This is a genomic window from Pseudomonas brassicae, from assembly GCF_010671725.1.
Classification (GTDB): domain Bacteria; phylum Pseudomonadota; class Gammaproteobacteria; order Pseudomonadales; family Pseudomonadaceae; genus Aquipseudomonas; species Aquipseudomonas brassicae.
Genome location: NZ_JAAHBU010000152.1, coordinates 1 through 17,086, shown reverse-complemented (window position 1 = coordinate 17,086; position 17,086 = coordinate 1). Strand labels below are relative to the sequence as shown.

Here is a 17,086-nt window from a genome sequence, read left to right as displayed (position 1 = left end):
TGCGCGAGCCTGTGGTGGAGCTGATGCCCAGCGCAGGCCCTTCGCCGGCAAAGCCGGCGTCTATAGCACCTCGACCGGCATCCCCACCTCGAGCACGCCCTCCCCGTCCGCCACCAGGTTCTGCCCGAACAGCACATCGCCCTCCTTCTGCCGGTAGGTCTTGAGCGTGGTGAGCGGCTCGCGGTCTTCGCTGCGCTCGCCCGTCTGCGGGTCAATGGTGGTCAGGATGCAACGTGTGCAAGGCTTGAGCACGCGGAAGGTCAACTCGCCAATGCGAATGCGCTCCCAGCCATCCTCGGCGAACGGTGCACTGCCCTCCACTACCAGATTGGGCCGAAAGCGCAGCATCTGCAGCGGTCGCCCAACGCGCTGTACCAGGTCATCGAGCGACGCCTGGCCAATCAGCAACAGCGGAAAACCATCGGCGAACGCCACCCGATCAGCGTTATCGCCGTAACCTGCCGGCAGATAACGGGTACGTGGCTCAGGCACATGCACCAGGCGCACCGGCTTGCCGATGAAGTGACTCAGCCAGTCGGCCGCCGCATCACCCGCATCGGGTACACGCAAGGTGTCACGCCAGATGGTCACACCGCGCAAGTCGCTGTCTGGCTCGGGCACTGCAACCTGCAGCGGGTCAAGCCCCGGAGCACTCAGGCGCAGACCGCCGTCAGTCGCATAAAGCGCGACAACTGGCTCATCTGCGGGTAGGCACGCTGGGTCAGAAAACGCCCGTTATCCTGCTCGACGAGCATCCAGCGTCGGTCCCCGAGCAGGCCCAGTGGGCCCGACGGTGCCTGGCTCAAGGACTGCCCCTGGGCCGACTTGATGGGGTAACGATACAACGCGCTCAGACGCATGGGCCTGCTCCCTCATGATCAAAGGCGCCAGCTTACACCGCGCGCCGGGCAACGGCTGCCGGCAATCATCACGGGATCACACGGTCGCGTCATCCAGCACCAGGCGCTGGCGCACCACGTCCACCAGTTTGTCGGGCTGGAACTTGGAGAGGAAATTGTCGCAGCCGACCTTTTTCACCATCGACTCGTTGAAGCTGCCAGACAACGATGTATGCAGTACCACGTAAAGGCCGCGCAAGCGTGGGTCGTTGCGGATCTCGGTGGTCAGGCGATAACCGTCCATCTCCGGCATTTCGGCGTCGGTGAAGATCATGAGCAGCTTTTCGCACATGTCTTCGCCTGCGTCAGCCCACGCCTTGAGCATCTTCAACGCCTTGAGGCCATCGCTGGCGACATGCATCTTGACGCCCAATTGCCCCAGCGTTTCGCGCAACTGCGACAGGGCCACGGTGGAATCGTCCACCAGCAGCACCTCGCGCCCGCGCGCTCGCGCCAGCACCGGATCTTCGAGCTTGTCGCGGGAGACCTTGGCGTTGTAAGGCACGATTTCGGCCAGCACCTTCTCCACATCGATGATCTCGACCAACTGCTCGTCGACCTTGCTGATCGCGGTCAGGTAATGCTGGCGCCCGGCGCTGGCCGGCGGCGGCATGATCGCCTCCCAGTTCATGTTGACGATGCGGTCCACGCCACCCACCAGAAACGCCTGCACCGAACGGTTGTACTCGGTGACGATGATCGTGCTGTCGGGGCCCGGCACCAGCGGACGCATGCCGATCGCCTGCGACAGGTCGATCACCGGCAGGGTCTGGCCGCGCAGGTTGACCACACCGCACACGTACGCGTGGCGCTGCGGCATCAGCGTCAGCTTGGGCAGTTGCAGCACTTCCTGCACCTTGAACACGTTGATCGCGAACAACTGCCGACCGGCCAGGCGAAACATGAGGATTTCCAGGCGGTTCTCGCCTACCAGCTGCGTTCTTTGGTCTACCGTGTCGAGAATGCCAGCCATTAAACAACCCCCAGGCGTGTTGCAAAAATTGAATAGATCGACCCTGTATCGGCCGCACTCGTCGTGGCTTGACCCCCAAAATAAAATGCTGCCGGGGGCATTGATGTCACTTTAGCATCATGGTTTACTGCGCTCACGCCTCGTTCTGTCGCACATCGCCTAAAAGTGTCGCAAACGCGGCGTGGTATCGGGGAAACCCTTAGCGACAATCAGGTGAGACCTGATATTCGCAATATCCTTTAGCCATTAATGTGACGCCATTCTCATTGCATGAATGGAGTCAGGCTCTTGTTTGCTATTGCCTTGTTGTGGCCGTCCAGTCCGTGCGCCCCGCAAAACCACGGATTCCAGAGCGTTCTCGCCCCCTTTGAAAGCCTGCCACCGGCGGGAAACGACTGATGCCCGACACGACGGCAGACATCAGCGCCCTACCCGACTTCCTGGTCGACGCCCACGTCTTGCTGACCCGCGCCCAGGAGTGCCTGTCGCACCTCGACCTGATTGGCGAGGATGCCGATGCCTGCGATTGCCTGGTGAGCACCCTCGGCACATTGGCCGGGCAGGCACAACGGCACGTACAACCGCAGATCGCCGACTTCTGCCAACAGTTGCGAGACCGGCTCGCACCAGAGCCATCACGCAATCGTTTGCATTACGCCCTGCCGACGCTTCAGGCATGCCTGAGCCTGCTGGCCTGGCAACTGGAACTGATCGACCCGCACACCGGGCAACTGTCGCTGGACAACCACGAACAACTGAGCCTGTTGAGCGAACTGGAAACCCGCCTGAAGCACCTGCCCACCTCTCACACTTCCCCCGCCTTACCCTCTGCATTCGACACACGAACTTGTTGAACTAAGCGTTTGAGAAAGAGCATGCGCAGCAGATTATTTCGCATGCGTTTTCTCAACACTAAGAATTAACTTACAGAATTCACAGATAGTTCTGTCAGAGGGCACCGAGAAAATACAGAAGACCTTCTACTCAAAGTTTGCCATCGCCACGGATGATGGCAAAATGCTAGACTTCACATCATTCGGAACGGGCGTACCACCCATAAAAACTGATCATTAAGACAACCTGCATGCCCCGCGACCATTTCCAAATGAAGTGATACTATGCCCGACGCGAGCCGCTCACCGACAGTTTGCAGTGCTGTAGTTCGGCATTTGCAGCGTACTCAGAAGTGTCTGTTGCGGGTGCTTCGCGCGACTGTAAAAAGTTATTGAAGGCGTTACCACAAACGTCTCTAGTTCGACCTTTGACCGGCTTTCAACAGCGATACTTCAGTGGCTTCATTCCCTATGCTCTCAAGCCTCAAGACACTCAAGCGCCGCCTGCCCGGGGCGACTCTGCTGCACTGGCTGAGCGCCCTGCTGTGCCTGGTGTCGGCTGCAGCAAACCTGTACCTGTACCTGCGCGCAGCGCCGATGCCGGGCAGCCTGCTGGCGCTGCAACTGGCCGCACTGCTCGCCATCGGCTGGCAACTGCGCCAGGCCGCACGCTCGATTGCCATGCGCCCACAGGAACTGGCCCATCGCCTGCTTGAAGTGCAGGAAAGCGAACGCCAGCGCCTGAGCCGCGAACTGCATGACGACATCGGCCAACTGCTGACAGCCGCCAAGCTGCAAGCCGACTGGCTGCAACGGCGCCTGCCGGCAGCACTGCAGGAACACTGCGCCATACTGCGCAGTACCCTGGACGACACCCTCGCCAACGTGCGCGACGTGTCGGCGATACTCAACCCGCGCCAACTCGCCAGCTTGGGCCTTGAGGCCAGCCTGCGCGCGCACCTGCTGCGCACGCTCGAGAACACCGATGTGCACTGGAGCCTGGAGTGCAAGCAACGCCTGGGCGGCATCCCCGAAGACATGGCCATTGCGGCCTTTCGCATTACCCAGGAAGCCGTCACCAATACGCTGCGCCATGCCCAGGCCCGCAACCTGAGCGTACGCATCCAACGCACCCCTGAAGGGCTGGCCCTCTCGATCAGTGACGACGGTCAGGGCTTCACCCCGGCAGCCGCCCCTGGCGACGAAGGCCAGCGCGGCATGGCCGGCATGAGTGAGCGGGTCGGCCTGCTCAACGGCCGCCTGACCGTCACCAGCCAGCCCGGCCAGGGCACCCATATCGACGTGCTGTTCCCCTGGGCACCGCGCACCCATGAGCGCGCCACTACAAGTAAAGCCCCATGACCTGTAATTTGTTGCTGGTGGACGACCACTCCCTGATTCGTGCCGGCGTGCGCGCCCTGGTGGCCGACATTCCCGGCTATGCCGTCATCGGCGAAGCCAGTGACGGCAGTCAACTGCTCGAACTGGTTGTGCAACTGGACCCGGACATCGTGTTGCTGGATATTTCCATGCGCTCGACCGGCGGCCTCGAGGCCCTGGGCCGCCTGCAAACCGCCGGCTGTCGCAGCAAGGTGCTGATCCTGTCGATGCACACCGATCCCGATCTGATCATGCGCGCTCTGGAGATGGGCGCGCACGGCTACCTGCTCAAGGACACCACCGCAGCCGAGCTGGAGCAGGCGCTGGCAGCCTTGCGCAGCGACGAACGCTACCTGAGCCCGGCCATCGCGCACACCGTGATCAACCAGGCGCTGCTGCGCGCCCAGGGCAACAAGCCTGACGCCGCCGAGAACCACAACCTCACGGCGCGCCAGCTGGAAATCCTGCGCCTGATCGTGCGCGGCAAATCCACCCGCGAAATCGCCAACGGCCTTGGCTTGAGCATCAAGACCGTCGAAACGCACCGCTCACAGATCATGAAGCGCCTGCAGATCTTTGACGTGGCCGGTCTGGTGCTGTTCGCCGTGCGCGAGCAGATCATCAGCCTGGACGACTGAGCAGCGCCGAGTCGTGCGGCAGGTGCACCCGCAGCGCCCCGGGCAGCGCCTCGAAACGCAGGCTGTCGCCCTGCAGCGGCTCGCCGTCGAGGTTGATGTCCAGGCCCTCGGCGCTCTTGAGCTCGACCCACGGCAGGCGTGCCCGCACGAACAGGTTGTCCAGCCCCAGGCCGTCGCTGAGCAGGTCGCGCAAAGTGCCGACCACTTCCTGCGGGGCTGGCAGAATACTGACGTCGAGCAGGCCGTCATCCACCTGTGCCTGCGGGCACAGCAGGTGCCCGCCGCCGGCCTGGCGTCCATTGCCGATACCCAGCGCCAGCAGCTCGCCCTGCCAGTGAAAATCCGGCCCCTGCAACGCCACCGAAGCGGCGCGCAGTTCGCTGAAGCGCGACAGCCCGGTAAACAGGTAAGCGGCGGCCCCCAGCACCTTCTTGAGGTCTTCGGAGGTGTTGGCGGTGACCTGGCTGCCAAACCCGCCCGTGGCCATGTTGAGAAACACCTGCTCGCCCACCCCACCCAGGTCGATCGCCTGGGCGGGCACGTCGAGCAGCGCCAGCGCCTGGGCAGGTTCCAACGGCACACCGGCGGCCCTGGCAAAATCGTTGGCAGTGCCCAGCGGCATCAGGGCCAGGCTGGCCGCAGTGCCGGCCTGGGCCATGGCCTGCGCCACATCACGCAGCGTGCCATCGCCACCACCGGCCACCAGGTGCGGATAACCGCCAGCCAGGGCCTCCCGCACCAGGCGCTGTGCATCCCCGCCTTCCCAGGTGAGGCGCACGTCAAGCTGCCAGCCGCGCTCGCGCAAACCGTTCACCGCCTCCCGCACCGCTTCGTTCATGGCTTGCTTGCCATGCAGAATCAACAACGCCTTGCGCTCGCTCATACCACCTCCCCGGTCCACCACCCGCTGCCGACAGCAGCCTGCGCCAGGCGGCACATGTCATATCGACCGATTACACCACGCTTTTGCTGCATGCCAGCTACAGGAAAAACCGCCTTTTCACACAAATAGCGTTGAAAGACCTTTAATCGAGGCGCATGATTCGACAAATAATTGGCCCTCACGGATGTCGCCAGTGATAAAAGTCACTTTTTTGACTCATTGAGCAAATGCCTGCCAGGTTTCCCCTGCTATCGCACTGCACCCGCAGTGCACCGGACACGAGGCTGTGTGAAATGAGCGTACTGATTCCTTGCATCATTGCCGGCGGTGCCGGCACCCGATTGTGGCCAGTGTCCCGCGAAGCCATGCCCAAGCCGTTCATGCGCATGCCCGACGGCCAGAGCCTGCTGCAGAAGACCTTCGCCCGGGCCTGCGCGCTGGAGGGTGTGGCCCGCGTACTGACGGTGACCAATCGCGAAGTGTTCTTCCGCACCCAGGATGAATACCGTCAATTGAACAAGGCAGGCATGCCCCTGGACTTCATTCTGGAACCCTTCGGGCGCAACACCGCACCGGCAATCGCCGCCGCAGCCCTGCACTGTGCCCGCGAGTATGGCGAAGATGCACAACTGCTGGTGCTGCCGGCAGACCACCTGATCACCGACCTGACGGCGTTCGGGCAGGCCGTTGAACGCGCCCGCGCGCTCGCCGACCAGGGCTGGCTGACCACCTTCGGCCTGGTGCCGACCCAACCAGAGACCGGCTTCGGCTACATCGAGCAAGGCGCGCCGCTGGATGCACACGGCTTTCGCGTGGCGCGCTTTGTCGAAAAGCCCGACGCCGACACTGCCCAGCGCTACGTTGACGGTGGCCAGCACCTGTGGAATGCGGGCATGTTCTGCCTGCGTGTCGACGCCATCCTGCACGAGCTGCAAACCCACGCCCCACAGGTGCTGGAGGCCGTCAGCCAGTGCATGCGCCAGAGCCCGAGCAAACAAGGCAGCGGCTGCCTGCAACTGGAGCTGGACCCGCAAAGCTTTGAAGCCGTCACCGACATCTCCATCGACTACGCCGTGATGGAGCACTCCACCCGGGTTGCAGTACTGCCCAGCCACCTGGGCTGGAGCGACATCGGCTGCTGGCGTGCAGTGCGCAGCCTGGTGCCGGGCGACACCCAGGGCAACCAGTGCAACGGCGAGACCGTACTGCTGGACGTCAGCAACTGCTACATCGACTCGCCACGGCGGCTGGTCGGCGGCATCGGCCTGGACAACCTGATCATCATCGACACCCCCGACGCCTTGCTGATTGCCGACGCAAGCCGCAGCCAGGAAGTCAAACTGATTGCCCAGCAACTCAAGCGCCAGGACCACGACGCCTACCGCCTGCACCGCACCGTGACCCGCCCCTGGGGCACCTACACCGTGCTGGAGGAAGGCCCGCGCTTCAAGATCAAGCGCATCATGGTCCGCCCGCAGGCGTGCCTGTCGCTGCAGATGCACCACCACCGCAGCGAACACTGGATCGTCGTCAGCGGCATGGCCTGCGTGACCAACGGTGAAGAGGAGTTTCTGCTCGACACCAACGAGTCGACCTTCATCAAACCGGGGCGTGAGCACCGCCTGAGCAACCCAGGGGTGATCGAGCTGGTCATGATCGAAGTACAAAGCGGCGAATACCTGGGCGAGGACGACATCGTGCGCTTTACTGATATCTATGGACGCGCCCCGGCCGCAGCGATCAGCTGAGGCCCATGAGGGCGCGTTTTCGTATCTGCCTGTCGACGCCCCCCCCCGGGGCAAGAGAGGAAATGGCTCATGCGCGTACTCTGGACACTGCCCTACCTGCCCTGGCCTACCACCAGCGGCAGCAAAACCCGGCAATATCACCTGCTGCGCGGCCTGGCCCAGCGCGGGCATCGGATCACGCTGCTGACGCAATCGAAGGAGCCCCTTGGCGACGCCGCCCGCCAGGCACTCGAGCCCTGGGTAGAGCGCCTCATCGTGTTGCCGCGAAGGCCCTTGCACAGCCCGCTAAACCTGCTGGCCGCGCTGTATGTCAGCTACCCGATGCGGCCAGCATCAACGGCCTGGCGCCGCACCTGCGCCATTGCTTCGAAGGCCTGCTGCGCGAACCGTGGGACGTGATCCAGATCGAACACAGCTACAGCTTCCAACCCTTCGAGAAGGCACTGCAGGCCAGCGGCCTGCGTTCATGGTCAGTGAGCATCATGTCGAGTCGGTGGGCGGTGCCGTCTGTCAGGACCGCCTGCCGCTGTGGCTGCGCCCGTTCAACAGCTTCGACCGCTGGCGCTATCGGCGCTGGGAATCACGGGTGCTGCGCCAGGCCAGCGAGGTGGTCGCGGTCAGCCCCTGCGATGCCGAACAGATCGGTCGCCTTACCGGACGCACGGCCACGGTGGTGATCAATGGCGTAGACGCCGAACACTACCAGCACATCAACCCCTGCGCGCACAGCCAGCGCCTGCTGTTTGTCGGCAATTTCGAGTATGGGGCCAACCTGGAGGCGCTGGAGTGGGCACTGGAGGACATACTTCCCCACGTCTGGTCACACAACCCTGCGGTGCGCCTGGCGGTGGTCGGGCATGCCCTGCCGGCCCACTGGAAGCTGCGCTGGAACGACCCGCGCATCGAATGGATCGGCTACCTGCCCGACCTGCGTGAGCTGCAGCGCCATTGCGCGCTGTTCTTTGCACCCCTGCGCCATGCCGGGGGCTGCAAGATCAAGCTGCTCGAGGCCATGGCCGCCGGCTTGCCGGTGGTGACCACCGCGCAGGGCGTGTCCGGGCTGGCCGTACGCAATGGCGAGCATTACCTGGCGGGGGATGATGCCGACGAGCTGGCCATGATCATCACGCGCCTGCTGAGCCACCCCCTGCGCATGCAGCAACTGTCACACGCCGCACGCCAGTTTGTGCGTGAGCAGCATGACTGGAGCCTGGCCGCTGCGCAGTTGGAGAGCGTGCATGCACGCCTGGCCGCACAGGTGCCGCTGGGCGACAACCGTGCCAGCGCAGGCCTGCTGCCATCAGCCGAGTAGCTCGCTGAGCGGAATGAACTGCACGCTGTCGCCCTTGCCTGGCGCGGTGCCTTCGCGCACCTGCACCAGGCCTTCGGCCCAGGCGGCGCTGCGCAGTACACCCGAGCTCTGGTTCTTGTAGATCAGCGCCTGGCCATGCTCCATGCGCCCACGCAGGTACTCGCGACGGTTGCCCGGCTTTGGCCAGTCGAACCCGGCCGGCACGCTGAACTGCAGCGGCGCGACATCCTGCACACCCTGACGGCGCAGCAGGTACGGACGCGTCAGCAAGCCGAAGGTGACCAGCGTCGAGGCCGGATTGCCGGGCAAACCGATCACCGGCACCCCGCGAAAATGCCCGAACGTCAGCGGCTTGCCCGGTTTGATCGCCAGCTTCCACAGCGCCAGCTCGCCCGCTTCGCGCAGGGCGATGCCCAGGTAGTCGGCCTCACCCACCGACACCCCGCCGGTGGACAAGATCAGGTCGACATCGTTGAGCTGCCCCAGGCGCTCGCGGGTCAGCGTCAGATCGTCCGGCAGAATGCCGGCGTCCACCACCTCGCAGCCAAGGCGCTGCAACCAGCTGAGCAGCAGGCGGCGGTTGCTGTTGTAGATCTGCCCCGGCCCCAGCGGCAGGCCCGGCTCGACCAGTTCGTCGCCGGTCGACAACACCGCCACACGCACTTTGCGCACCACCGAAAGCACCGCACATCCCAGCGAGGCCGCCAGCCCCAGCTCGATCGGCCCGAGCCGCGTGCCGGCGTCCAGCACCGTTTCACCCGCGCGGTTTCCTGGCCCTGTGGGCGCACATTCTGCTCAAGGCGCAGTGGCTCGGTGAAACGCACGCGCTGATCGTCCAGCACCTGGGCGTTCTCTTGCATCTCGACGCAGTCGGCCCCGGCCGGCAACGGCGCACCGGTGAAGATGCGTGCACAGGTGCCAGGCTGCAGCGGCGCCGGTGCATGCCCGGCGAGGATCCGCTGGCTGACCACCAGCGGCTCGCCCTGCCAGTCGGCCAGGCGCAACGCGTAACCGTCCATGGCACTGTTGGGCCACGGCGGCAGATCGAGGCCGGCGACCAGCGCCTCGGCCAATACCCGCCCCCCGGCCTTGGCCAGCGGCACGCTTTCACAGTCGCGGATGGGGGCGGCGTCGGCCAGCGCCAGCAGGCGTTCCAGCGCCTGTTCCACCGGCAGTAGCGGCTGTGCTACGCCAGGCTCAGCCACGGCTTTCACACGCAGCGGCTTGCTTGAGGTGGGCGACGAAATTGCAGGGGCGATGACGTGCATCCAACTGCTCGGCAAGAATCCCGTCCCAGCCGGTACGCACCGCATTGGTCGAACCGGGCAGGCAGCACACCAGCGTACCGTTGGCCAGGCCGGCCAGGGCTCGCGACTGCACGGTGGAGGTGCCGATATCGGCCAGGGAAATATGGCGGAACAGTTCGCCAAAGCCATCGACCTGCTTGTCGAGCAGGCAGGCGACCGCCTCGGGGGTGCTGTCGCGGCCAGTGAAACCGGTACCGCCGGTGATCAGCACCACCTGCACCTGTTCGTCGGCGATCCAGTTGGCGACCTGGGCGCGGATCTTGTAGAGGTCGTCCTTGAGCAGCACGCGTGCGGCCAAGGCGTGGCCGGCGTCGCTCAGGCGATCGACGAAGACCTGGCCAGAGGTGTCGGTTTGCAGGGTACGGGTATCGCTGACGGTCAGCACGGCAATGTTGAGCGGCACGAACGGTACATCAGCCTTGGCTTTCATGGGGCCTTGCATCCATAACAGGGGAGGAATGGACGGTGTTATATCACAGGCCTTTGCCACCCCGCCCGCCTGCGGCGCCTGGCATTGTTCCCGGTCAATGCCGGTGTTCAGCCGCTATGCTCAAGTTGCAAGGAACTTGCCGCGACCTGGCGCGTCTCACACACATTAACCGCAAACGTCCCCCTGATCGGAGAAAGCACATGATTCAACGGACCCTCCCCGCCTTCCTGCTGGCCCTGGGCCTGGGCACCCTGGCCGGGTGTGCGTCGCCTACCGTGATCACGCTCAATGACGGGCGTGAGATCCAGGCCGTCGACACCCCCAAATACGACGATGACTCGGGCTTCTACGAGTTCGAACAACTCGATGGCAAGAATACCCGCATCAACAAGGACCAGATCCGCACCGTCAAGGAGCTGTAACGGCCACCCGGCCCGGCAGGCATCAGGCGACGAGCAGAGGCTTGCCGAACGAGGATTTGTGAGTAGACTTTTTGTTAGCGGAGTGTAGCGCAGCCAGGTAGCGCGTCTCGTTCGGGACGAGAAGGCCGCAGGTTCGAATCCTGTCTCTCCGACCAGCTTGGCAAAAACCACAAAGCCGCATGCGCGGGCTTTGTGGTTTCTGGCGGGTGCTGCCACGGTCAGGCCTGCGCTTAGCGGGCGCAGGCCTGAGCCGCGAGGGATGAACCTGGCGTTACTGCGACACCGCCACCGCGGTCTCGTCCGGCAGCACCGGCACGAACAGCAGGTTCAGACGCGAGCTGCTCCACTCACGGGTCTTGTTGGTCAGCTCAATGTTGTTGTTGAGCTTCTGGCCGTAGGTCGGCACGATCTCTTTCAGCTTGGCCTGCCACTCAGGGGTCTTGATGCGATCCTTGAAGGTCTTTTCCAGCACGGTCAGCATGATCGGTGCCGCCGTCGAGGCACCTGGCGATGCGCCCAGCAGCGCGGCGATGGTGCCGTCCTGCGCAGCCACGACCTCGGTACCGAACTGCAGGATGCCACCGTGCACAGGGTCTTTCTTGATCACTTGAACGCGCTGGCCGGCCTGCAGCAGCTTCCAGTCTTCGTTCTTGGCGTTCGGGAAGTACTCGCGCAGGTTATGCATGCGGTCTTCGAAGCTCAGCATCAACTGGCCCATCAGGTAGGTGCTCAGGTCGATGTTGTCGATACCGGCATGGGTCATCGGCATGATGTTGTGGGTGGTCAGTGCCGAGAACATGTCCAGCAACGAGCCGTTTTTCAGGAACTTGGTGGAGAAGGTCGCGAACGGGCCGAACAGCAGCACTTCCTTGCCATCGATGACACGGGTGTCCAGGTGCGGCACCGACATCGGCGGCGCGCCGACCGACGCCTTGCCATACAGCTTGGCCTTGTGGCGCTTGACGATGTCCTGGTTATCGGTCATCAGGAACTGGCCGCCCACCGGGAAACCGGCATAGCCGTCTGCTTCAGGGATACCGGACTTCTGCAGCAGCTTGAGCGCGCCACCCCCGGCACCGATGAACACGAACTTGGCCTTGACGCTGGACTCGACGCCTTTGTTGGCGAGGTCGGCGACCACCACGGTCCAGGTGCTGTCGGCATTGCGCACGATGTCACGCACTTCGTGCGAGGTGTGCAGCTTGACGTTGTCGTGCTTTGTCAGCGAAGCGAACAGCTGGCGGGTGATTTCGCCAAAGTTCACGTCGGTGCCAATCGGCATGCGGGTGGCGGCGATCTTCTGGTCGGCGGCACGGCCTTCCATCACGATCGGCACCCACTTCTGGATCTGCGCGTGGTCTTCGGAGTACTCCATGCCGCGAAACAGCGAGCTGTGTTGCAGGGCGGCGTGGCGTTTCTTGAGGAACTCGACGTTCTTGTCGCCCCACACAAAGCTCATGTGCGGCACGTTGTTGATGAACGACGTCGGGTTGTTCAGCACCTTCTGCTCGACCTGGTACGCCCAGAACTGCTTGGAGATCTCGAACTGTTCGTTGACGCCCACCGCCTTGCTGATGTCCATGCTGCCGTCAGCGGCTTCGCTGGTGTAGTTCAGCTCGCAGAAGGCGGAGTGGCCGGTACCGGCGTTGTTCCAGGCGTTGGAGCTTTCTTCGGCAACCTTGTCCATGCGCTCGTAGACGTCAATGGACCATTCAGGCTCCAGCTCGTTGAGGTAGGTCCCCAGACTTGCGCTCATGATGCCGCCGCCGATCAGCAGGACGTCGACGGTTTTTTCCGGTTCACCGGGCTTGGAGCAGCCAACGACGCTCAGGCACAGGAGCGTCAGCAGGATTTTTTTCATAGTTCAATCCAATTGAAGTGAAGTAGTTGGCAATGACCGCCACGCCCTGAATGCACGCCCGTCTCTTATGGTTCTGCTCGCGCTGGCCACGCCTGTTGCGCGTGACGCCCAGGCAATGGCCTGGCTGGCGGCTGGGGTATCGTTGTAGCGGGGGGGAACGGTCGTAACGCCGTGGCTGCCGTGGCAACCCTGGGTATCTTGCAAGGCTTAAGCCTGGGTCGCCTTAAGCATGAAACGGGCCAACTTCATCAAGACCAACGGCTAATAGCTAGGACGTGTGGTCGCACCCCATCTTTAGCGGTTTTTCTGGCGACAATCCGCCACATTGCCAGGCTGCAGTGCCAGCATGTGGCGGATTTCCCCCATCAGGCCTTGAGCCGCGCCGTCACTTCGCCCAACTGCCCCGACAGGTCGTGCAGGCGATGCCCCGCCTGTTCAGTGCGCTGCACGGCAGACTGGTTGCTGGTGGCGATGCGGGTGATCTCGACCAGGTTGCGCGAAATGTCTTCGGCCACACTGGTCTGCTCTTCGGCGGCCGTGGCGATCTGGCGGTTCATGTCGCGGATCGCCTCCACCGCATGGGTGATGCGCTGCAACATCTGGCCCGCGCGCTGAACCTGTTCGGCCCCTTCCTCACTGCGCGCCTGGCCGCTTTCGATGGCCTTGACCGCCTCGACCGCACCGGACTGCACGGCGCTGATGATCTGGTTGATTTCGGCGATCGACGCCGCGGTACGCTGGGCCAGATTGCGCACCTCGTCGGCCACCACCGCAAAGCCGCGCCCGGCCTCGCCGGCACGCGCCGCCTCGATCGCCGCATTGAGTGCCAGCAGGTTGGTCTGCTCGGCAATCGCGCGGATCACCTCCAGCACCTTGCCGATACGTGCACTGTCCTGCTCCAGATGGCGGATCACCGCCGCCGTGCCGGCAATTTCCTGATTGGCCGCGTCGATGGTGGCAATGGTTGCCTGCATCACCTGCTCGCCGGCCTGGGCACTGTGGTCGGCGTCATCGGCGGCGCGGGCGGCATCCGCGGCATGCCGGGCAACCTCCTGGGCCGTGGCAGACATTTCGTGCATCGCCGTCGCCACCTGATCGGTGCGCTGGAACTGGTCTTCGGTACCCCGCGCCATGCCGGCCGCAAGGCTGCGCAGCTCACCACTGGCCGTATCCAGCTCAGCGGCATTGCCCTGCAGGCGCCCCACCGTGTCCGCGAGAAAATCACGCAGGGTGTTGGCCGCCACCGCCAGGCGTCCGAGCTCGTCCTGCCGGTCGCTGGCCACACGGGCATCGAAGCGGCCCTGGCTGAGGTGCGCGACATACTCGATCAGGCCGCGGATCGGCTCGATCAGGCTGCGGTTGACCAGCCACAGGCTGAACAGCGCAATGCCCAGCGCCGAGCCGAGCATCACCAGCAAGCCCAGCCATACCGTACGCTGGGCACTGTCGCTGATGGCGGCAGCCTGGACCTGGGCATCGGCGCGCAACTGGCTGACCAGCTCGCTCATTTGCTCGCTGGTGGCACGGTCCACGCCTTTGACCGCCTGATCCCCCACCGCCGGGTCGGCCCCGGCGGCCACGAACGCATCGCGCCCGCGGGCATAGGCGCTGCCCAGTTGTGCATGGCTGTCCTTGAGGGTCTGCAGTCGCGCCTGCAGCGCAGCATCCGCGCCGTTGTCACGCACCAGTTGCGCCAACAGCGCCTGTACCTGCTGCTCGCGGGCGCTGAACTGCTGCCAGTACTTGTCCATCTCGGCGGGCTGCTTGCCGCGCAGCAGCACGTTCTTCCATTCCTGTACCTGTACCTTGAATTGCAGGTTGGCCTCGTCGATCAGTTGCGAAGCCTGCAGCGGCCCTTCGACCAGTTGGCCGTAGCCGCGCACACTGGCCGAGAGGAACTGGAAGCACACCAGGGCAATCAGCAGCATCGCCAACAGGCTGCCGCCCAGCAGGGCAAGAATTTGCAGTCGCAAGGATTTACGCAGAGACATCAGAAAGGATCTCGGAACAAGGGATAGGGGAACTGGCGACCGCCAGGTGTCACCAGTCAAAGACGTCCTTGTCCTCGTTCACCGGGCAAAAAAAAGCTGCCATCGAGCGATGGCAGCCAACCTGCATTGAGCATTACGCAACAGCTGATCCGATAGTCTCAGGGCATTGCTACAGAAATGTGACAGCCGCACAAATCCTGTCACATTTCCTTCATGCCGCCGTGAACTGCAGGGCCGCCAGGCGCGCGTACAACGGGTTTTCGGCAATCAGCTGGCGGTGAGTACCGACCGCCACCACGCGCCCCTGGTCGATCACCGCGATCCGGTCGGCATGCTGCACGGTGGCCAGCCGATGCGCGATGACCAGCGTGGTACGCCCGGCCATCAGGGCAGGCAAAGCCTGTTGAATGAGGTGCTCGCTCTGCGCATCGAGGGCACTGGTGGCTTCGTCCAGCAACAGGATTGGTGCATCCACCAGCAGCGCCCGGGCAATCGCCAGGCGCTGGCGCTGCCCACCGGACAAGCCCAGCCCGGCATCGCCCAGGTGGGTCTGGTAACCCTGCGGCAGTTGCAGGATGAATTCATGCGCGTGCGCACTGCGCGCAGCGGCCTCCACCTCGGCGCTGCTGGCCTCGGCACGGCCGTAGCGAATGTTGTCTTCGACGCTGCCGTAGAACAGCGCCGGGCTCTGCGCCACCAGCGCGAAGTGGCGACGCAGGTCCTGCGGGTCGAGCCGGGTCAGCGCCTGGCCGTCCAGCAGGATCTGCCCCTGCTGCGGGTCGTAGAAGCGCAGCAGCAGGTCGAACAAGGTCGACTTGCCCGCGCCGGAAGGCCCGACCAGCGCCAGCGTTTCGCCCGGCATCACACTCAGGCTCAAGCCGTCGATGGCGGCCGGCGTAGGCCGCGACGGGTAGGCGAAATGCACATCCTGCAGCTCCAGGCGACCGCTGACCCGCGCCGGCAGGCGCTCCAGCTCCGTCACGGGCGCATGGATCTCGCTGCGCGCCGCCAGCAGTTCGGCAATCCGCTCGGCCGCCCCGGCCGCGCGCTGCAATTCGCCGATCACCTCGCTCAAGGTGCCGAAGGCGCTGCCGACGATCAGGCTGTAGAAGACAAACGCCGCCAGCTCGCCACCGGAAATGCGCCCGGCGATCACATCCATCCCGCCTACCCACAACATCACCCCCACCGCACCCAGCACCAGCACGATCACCAGGGTGATCAGCCAGGCGCGCTGCACGATGCGCTGGCGGGCCGTGGTGAAGGCCGCCTCCACCGTCAGGCCGAAGCGCTGCTGGTCACGGGCCTGGTGGTTGTAGGCCTGTACCGTCTTGATCTGGCTGAGGGTCTCGGCCACATAGCTGCCGACGTCAGCGATACGGTCCTGGCTCTGGCGTGACAGGCTGCGCACGCGCCGGCCAAAGATCAGGATCGGCGCCAGCACCAGTGGCAAGGCCAGCACCACGATGCTGGTGAGCTTGGGGTTGGTGACGAACAACAGCACGATGCCGCCCAGCACCATCAGCGCATTGCGCAGGAACAACGACAGCGACGAACCGATCACCGATTGCAGCAAGGTGGTATCGGCGGTCAGGCGCGACTGGATTTCCGAGCTGCGGTTGCGCTCGAAAAAGCCTGGGTGCAGGTACACCAGGTGATCGAATACCTGCTGGCGAATATCCGCCACGCAGCGCTCGCCAATCCAGGACACCAGGTAGAAGCGGCTGAAGGTACCTATCGCCAGCGCCACCACCAGCAGCATGAACAGGCCGATGGACTGGTTGAGCAGGTGCGGTGACTGGGTCATGAAACCCTGGTCGACCAGCAGGCGAATGCCCTGCCCCATCGACAGCGTGATGCCGGCGGTGACCACCAGCGCCAGCAGCGCGGCCAGGGCCTGCCTGCGGTAGGGTCGAATGAAACGCCAGGCCAGTTGCAGGGCCTGCGTTGGCGGGAGGACAGGAGGCTGGGCATAGGGCGCTTTCGTTGATTCACAGATGGCTACAGCCTACACCAGCCCGGCGCAGAGCATGCGCAGCAGTCGCTAGAGCGTTTAGTTCTAAAGTGGCGCTGCGAATTGTCCTGCTTTCTGGTGGAGTGGGAACCGTCACGGATCGTCGATGGAACTGTCACTGAGCGGTCATGTCGCAGATCTAGTCTGAGCGCGAAACCTGATGAGGAGACAGGCAATGACCTTGCACAACAGCACGAACGAAGCGAAGCAACCCGGCCACCCGAACCCGGCGTGCGGGTCGATCATCGATGCCCAGGGCAGGGAAATCGAGATCACTGAAGACATGATCAAGAAAGCCTGCGAGGACCTGGAAAAAAGCCGGGTCGAGCTCGCCAAGAAAGACTGAGCCCCGTATTCAATCAACCCGGCCTTGTGCCGGGTTTTTTTATGCCTGG

11 protein-coding genes, 1 tRNA gene and 5 pseudogenes are annotated in these 17,086 nt (G+C 63.9%); 8 read left to right on the top strand and 9 right to left on the bottom strand.

Translation table 11 applies throughout. The annotated features are described in order from the left end of the window. Positions 1-60: 60 nt before the first annotated feature. Positions 61-860, bottom strand: a pseudogene (locus tag G3436_RS12075) (MOSC domain-containing protein). A 76-nt stretch (positions 861-936) separates the two neighbouring features. Then, complete coding sequence (locus tag G3436_RS12070; RefSeq protein ID WP_163945143.1) at positions 937-1,872, bottom strand: chemotaxis protein CheV; 936 nt, start codon at positions 1,870-1,872, stop codon at positions 937-939. Positions 1,873-2,270: 398 nt separating this feature from the next. On the opposite strand from G3436_RS12070, the gene G3436_RS12065 reads away from it, so the two are divergent. The 3 genes from G3436_RS12065 (at position 2,271) to G3436_RS12055 (ending at position 4,723) form a co-directional block, all read left to right on the top strand. Further along, a complete protein-coding gene (locus G3436_RS12065; protein WP_163945141.1) occupies positions 2,271-2,726 on the top strand; it encodes a histidine kinase in 456 nt (151 codons plus the stop codon). A gap of 450 nt (positions 2,727-3,176) precedes the next feature. Next, complete coding sequence (locus G3436_RS12060) at positions 3,177-4,067, top strand: sensor histidine kinase (protein WP_163945197.1); 891 nt, start codon at positions 3,177-3,179, stop codon at positions 4,065-4,067. Further along, positions 4,064-4,723, top strand: a complete 660-nt coding sequence (locus G3436_RS12055; RefSeq protein ID WP_163945139.1) for a response regulator — start codon at positions 4,064-4,066, stop codon at positions 4,721-4,723. Before G3436_RS12060 ends, G3436_RS12055 begins: the two co-directional genes overlap by 4 nt. Here G3436_RS12055 and yegS read toward each other — a convergent pair. Next, the gene (gene yegS, locus G3436_RS12050; protein ID WP_163945136.1) at positions 4,707-5,606 is read right to left on the bottom strand and encodes a lipid kinase YegS; all 900 of its coding nucleotides are present in this window, start codon (positions 5,604-5,606) and stop codon (positions 4,707-4,709) included. The two genes, G3436_RS12055 and yegS, sit on opposite strands and share 17 nt — an antisense overlap. Positions 5,607-5,899: 293 nt before the next feature. Between yegS and G3436_RS12045 the strand changes: the two genes are divergently transcribed. Together G3436_RS12045 and G3436_RS12040 are read left to right on the top strand one after the other, a co-directional pair. Further along, positions 5,900-7,354, top strand: coding sequence for a mannose-1-phosphate guanylyltransferase/mannose-6-phosphate isomerase (locus G3436_RS12045; protein ID WP_163945133.1), 1,455 nt, complete (start codon positions 5,900-5,902; stop codon positions 7,352-7,354). 69 nt (positions 7,355-7,423) lie between these two features. Continuing rightward, positions 7,424-8,666: pseudogene (locus G3436_RS12040) on the top strand (glycosyltransferase family 4 protein). On the opposite strand, the pseudogene G3436_RS12035 reads toward G3436_RS12040, so the two are convergent. Together G3436_RS12035 and moaB are read right to left on the bottom strand one after the other, a co-directional pair. Beyond that, positions 8,655-9,880, bottom strand: a pseudogene (locus G3436_RS12035) (molybdopterin molybdotransferase MoeA). The pseudogenes G3436_RS12040 and G3436_RS12035 overlap by 12 nt on opposite strands. Then, the gene (moaB, locus tag G3436_RS12030) at positions 9,864-10,403 is read right to left on the bottom strand and encodes a molybdenum cofactor biosynthesis protein B (RefSeq protein WP_163945130.1); all 540 of its coding nucleotides are present in this window, start codon (positions 10,401-10,403) and stop codon (positions 9,864-9,866) included. Before moaB ends, G3436_RS12035 begins: the two are co-directional and overlap by 17 nt. 200 nt (positions 10,404-10,603) lie before the next feature. Between moaB and G3436_RS12025 the strand changes: the two genes are divergently transcribed. Together G3436_RS12025 and G3436_RS12020 are read left to right on the top strand one after the other, a co-directional pair. Continuing rightward, on the top strand, positions 10,604-10,825 hold the full coding sequence (locus tag G3436_RS12025; RefSeq protein ID WP_163945127.1) for a YgdI/YgdR family lipoprotein: 222 nt from the start codon (positions 10,604-10,606) through the stop codon (positions 10,823-10,825). Between the two features lie 78 nt (positions 10,826-10,903). Next, a tRNA-Pro gene (locus G3436_RS12020) sits at positions 10,904-10,980 on the top strand. Between the two features lie 116 nt (positions 10,981-11,096). Here the strand turns inward: G3436_RS12020 and mqo are convergent. From mqo to G3436_RS12005, 4 genes and pseudogenes are all read right to left on the bottom strand, one after another. Further along, positions 11,097-12,686: a malate dehydrogenase (quinone) gene (gene mqo / locus G3436_RS12015; protein ID WP_163945124.1), complete on the bottom strand. Its 1,590-nt coding sequence runs from the start codon at positions 12,684-12,686 to the stop codon at positions 11,097-11,099. A 365-nt stretch (positions 12,687-13,051) separates the two neighbouring features. After that, on the bottom strand, positions 13,052-13,756 hold the full coding sequence (locus G3436_RS28900; RefSeq protein WP_420801202.1) for a methyl-accepting chemotaxis protein: 705 nt from the start codon (positions 13,754-13,756) through the stop codon (positions 13,052-13,054). A 228-nt stretch (positions 13,757-13,984) separates the two neighbouring features. Continuing rightward, a pseudogene (locus G3436_RS28895) lies at positions 13,985-14,095 on the bottom strand (hypothetical protein); the annotation flags it as partial. 793 nt (positions 14,096-14,888) lie between these two features. Beyond that, positions 14,889-16,651: pseudogene (locus G3436_RS12005) on the bottom strand (ABC transporter transmembrane domain-containing protein). A gap of 215 nt (positions 16,652-16,866) precedes the next feature. Between G3436_RS12005 and G3436_RS27015 the strand changes: the two are divergent. Next, on the top strand, positions 16,867-17,037 hold the full coding sequence (locus G3436_RS27015; protein ID WP_178116431.1) for a PA1571 family protein: 171 nt from the start codon (positions 16,867-16,869) through the stop codon (positions 17,035-17,037). Positions 17,038-17,086 lie beyond the last annotated feature (49 nt).

Excerpts from the sequence above, each read along its gene's own strand:
- G3436_RS12070 (WP_163945143.1), bottom strand. The coding sequence starts at position 1,872 with ATGGCTGGCATTCTCGACACGGTAGACCAAAGAACGCAGCTGGTAGGC.
- G3436_RS12065 (WP_163945141.1), top strand. The coding sequence starts at position 2,271 with ATGCCCGACACGACGGCAGACATCAGCGCCCTACCCGACTTCCTGGTC.
- G3436_RS12060 (WP_163945197.1), top strand. The coding sequence starts at position 3,177 with ATGCTCTCAAGCCTCAAGACACTCAAGCGCCGCCTGCCCGGGGCGACT.
- G3436_RS12055 (WP_163945139.1), top strand. The coding sequence starts at position 4,064 with ATGACCTGTAATTTGTTGCTGGTGGACGACCACTCCCTGATTCGTGCC.
- yegS (WP_163945136.1), bottom strand. The coding sequence starts at position 5,606 with ATGAGCGAGCGCAAGGCGTTGTTGATTCTGCATGGCAAGCAAGCCATG.
- G3436_RS12045 (WP_163945133.1), top strand. The coding sequence starts at position 5,900 with ATGAGCGTACTGATTCCTTGCATCATTGCCGGCGGTGCCGGCACCCGA.
- moaB (WP_163945130.1), bottom strand. The coding sequence starts at position 10,403 with ATGAAAGCCAAGGCTGATGTACCGTTCGTGCCGCTCAACATTGCCGTG.
- G3436_RS12025 (WP_163945127.1), top strand. The coding sequence starts at position 10,604 with ATGATTCAACGGACCCTCCCCGCCTTCCTGCTGGCCCTGGGCCTGGGC.
- mqo (WP_163945124.1), bottom strand. The coding sequence starts at position 12,686 with ATGAAAAAAATCCTGCTGACGCTCCTGTGCCTGAGCGTCGTTGGCTGC.
- G3436_RS28900 (WP_420801202.1), bottom strand. The coding sequence starts at position 13,756 with ATGTCTGCCACGGCCCAGGAGGTTGCCCGGCATGCCGCGGATGCCGCC.
- G3436_RS27015 (WP_178116431.1), top strand. The coding sequence starts at position 16,867 with ATGACCTTGCACAACAGCACGAACGAAGCGAAGCAACCCGGCCACCCG.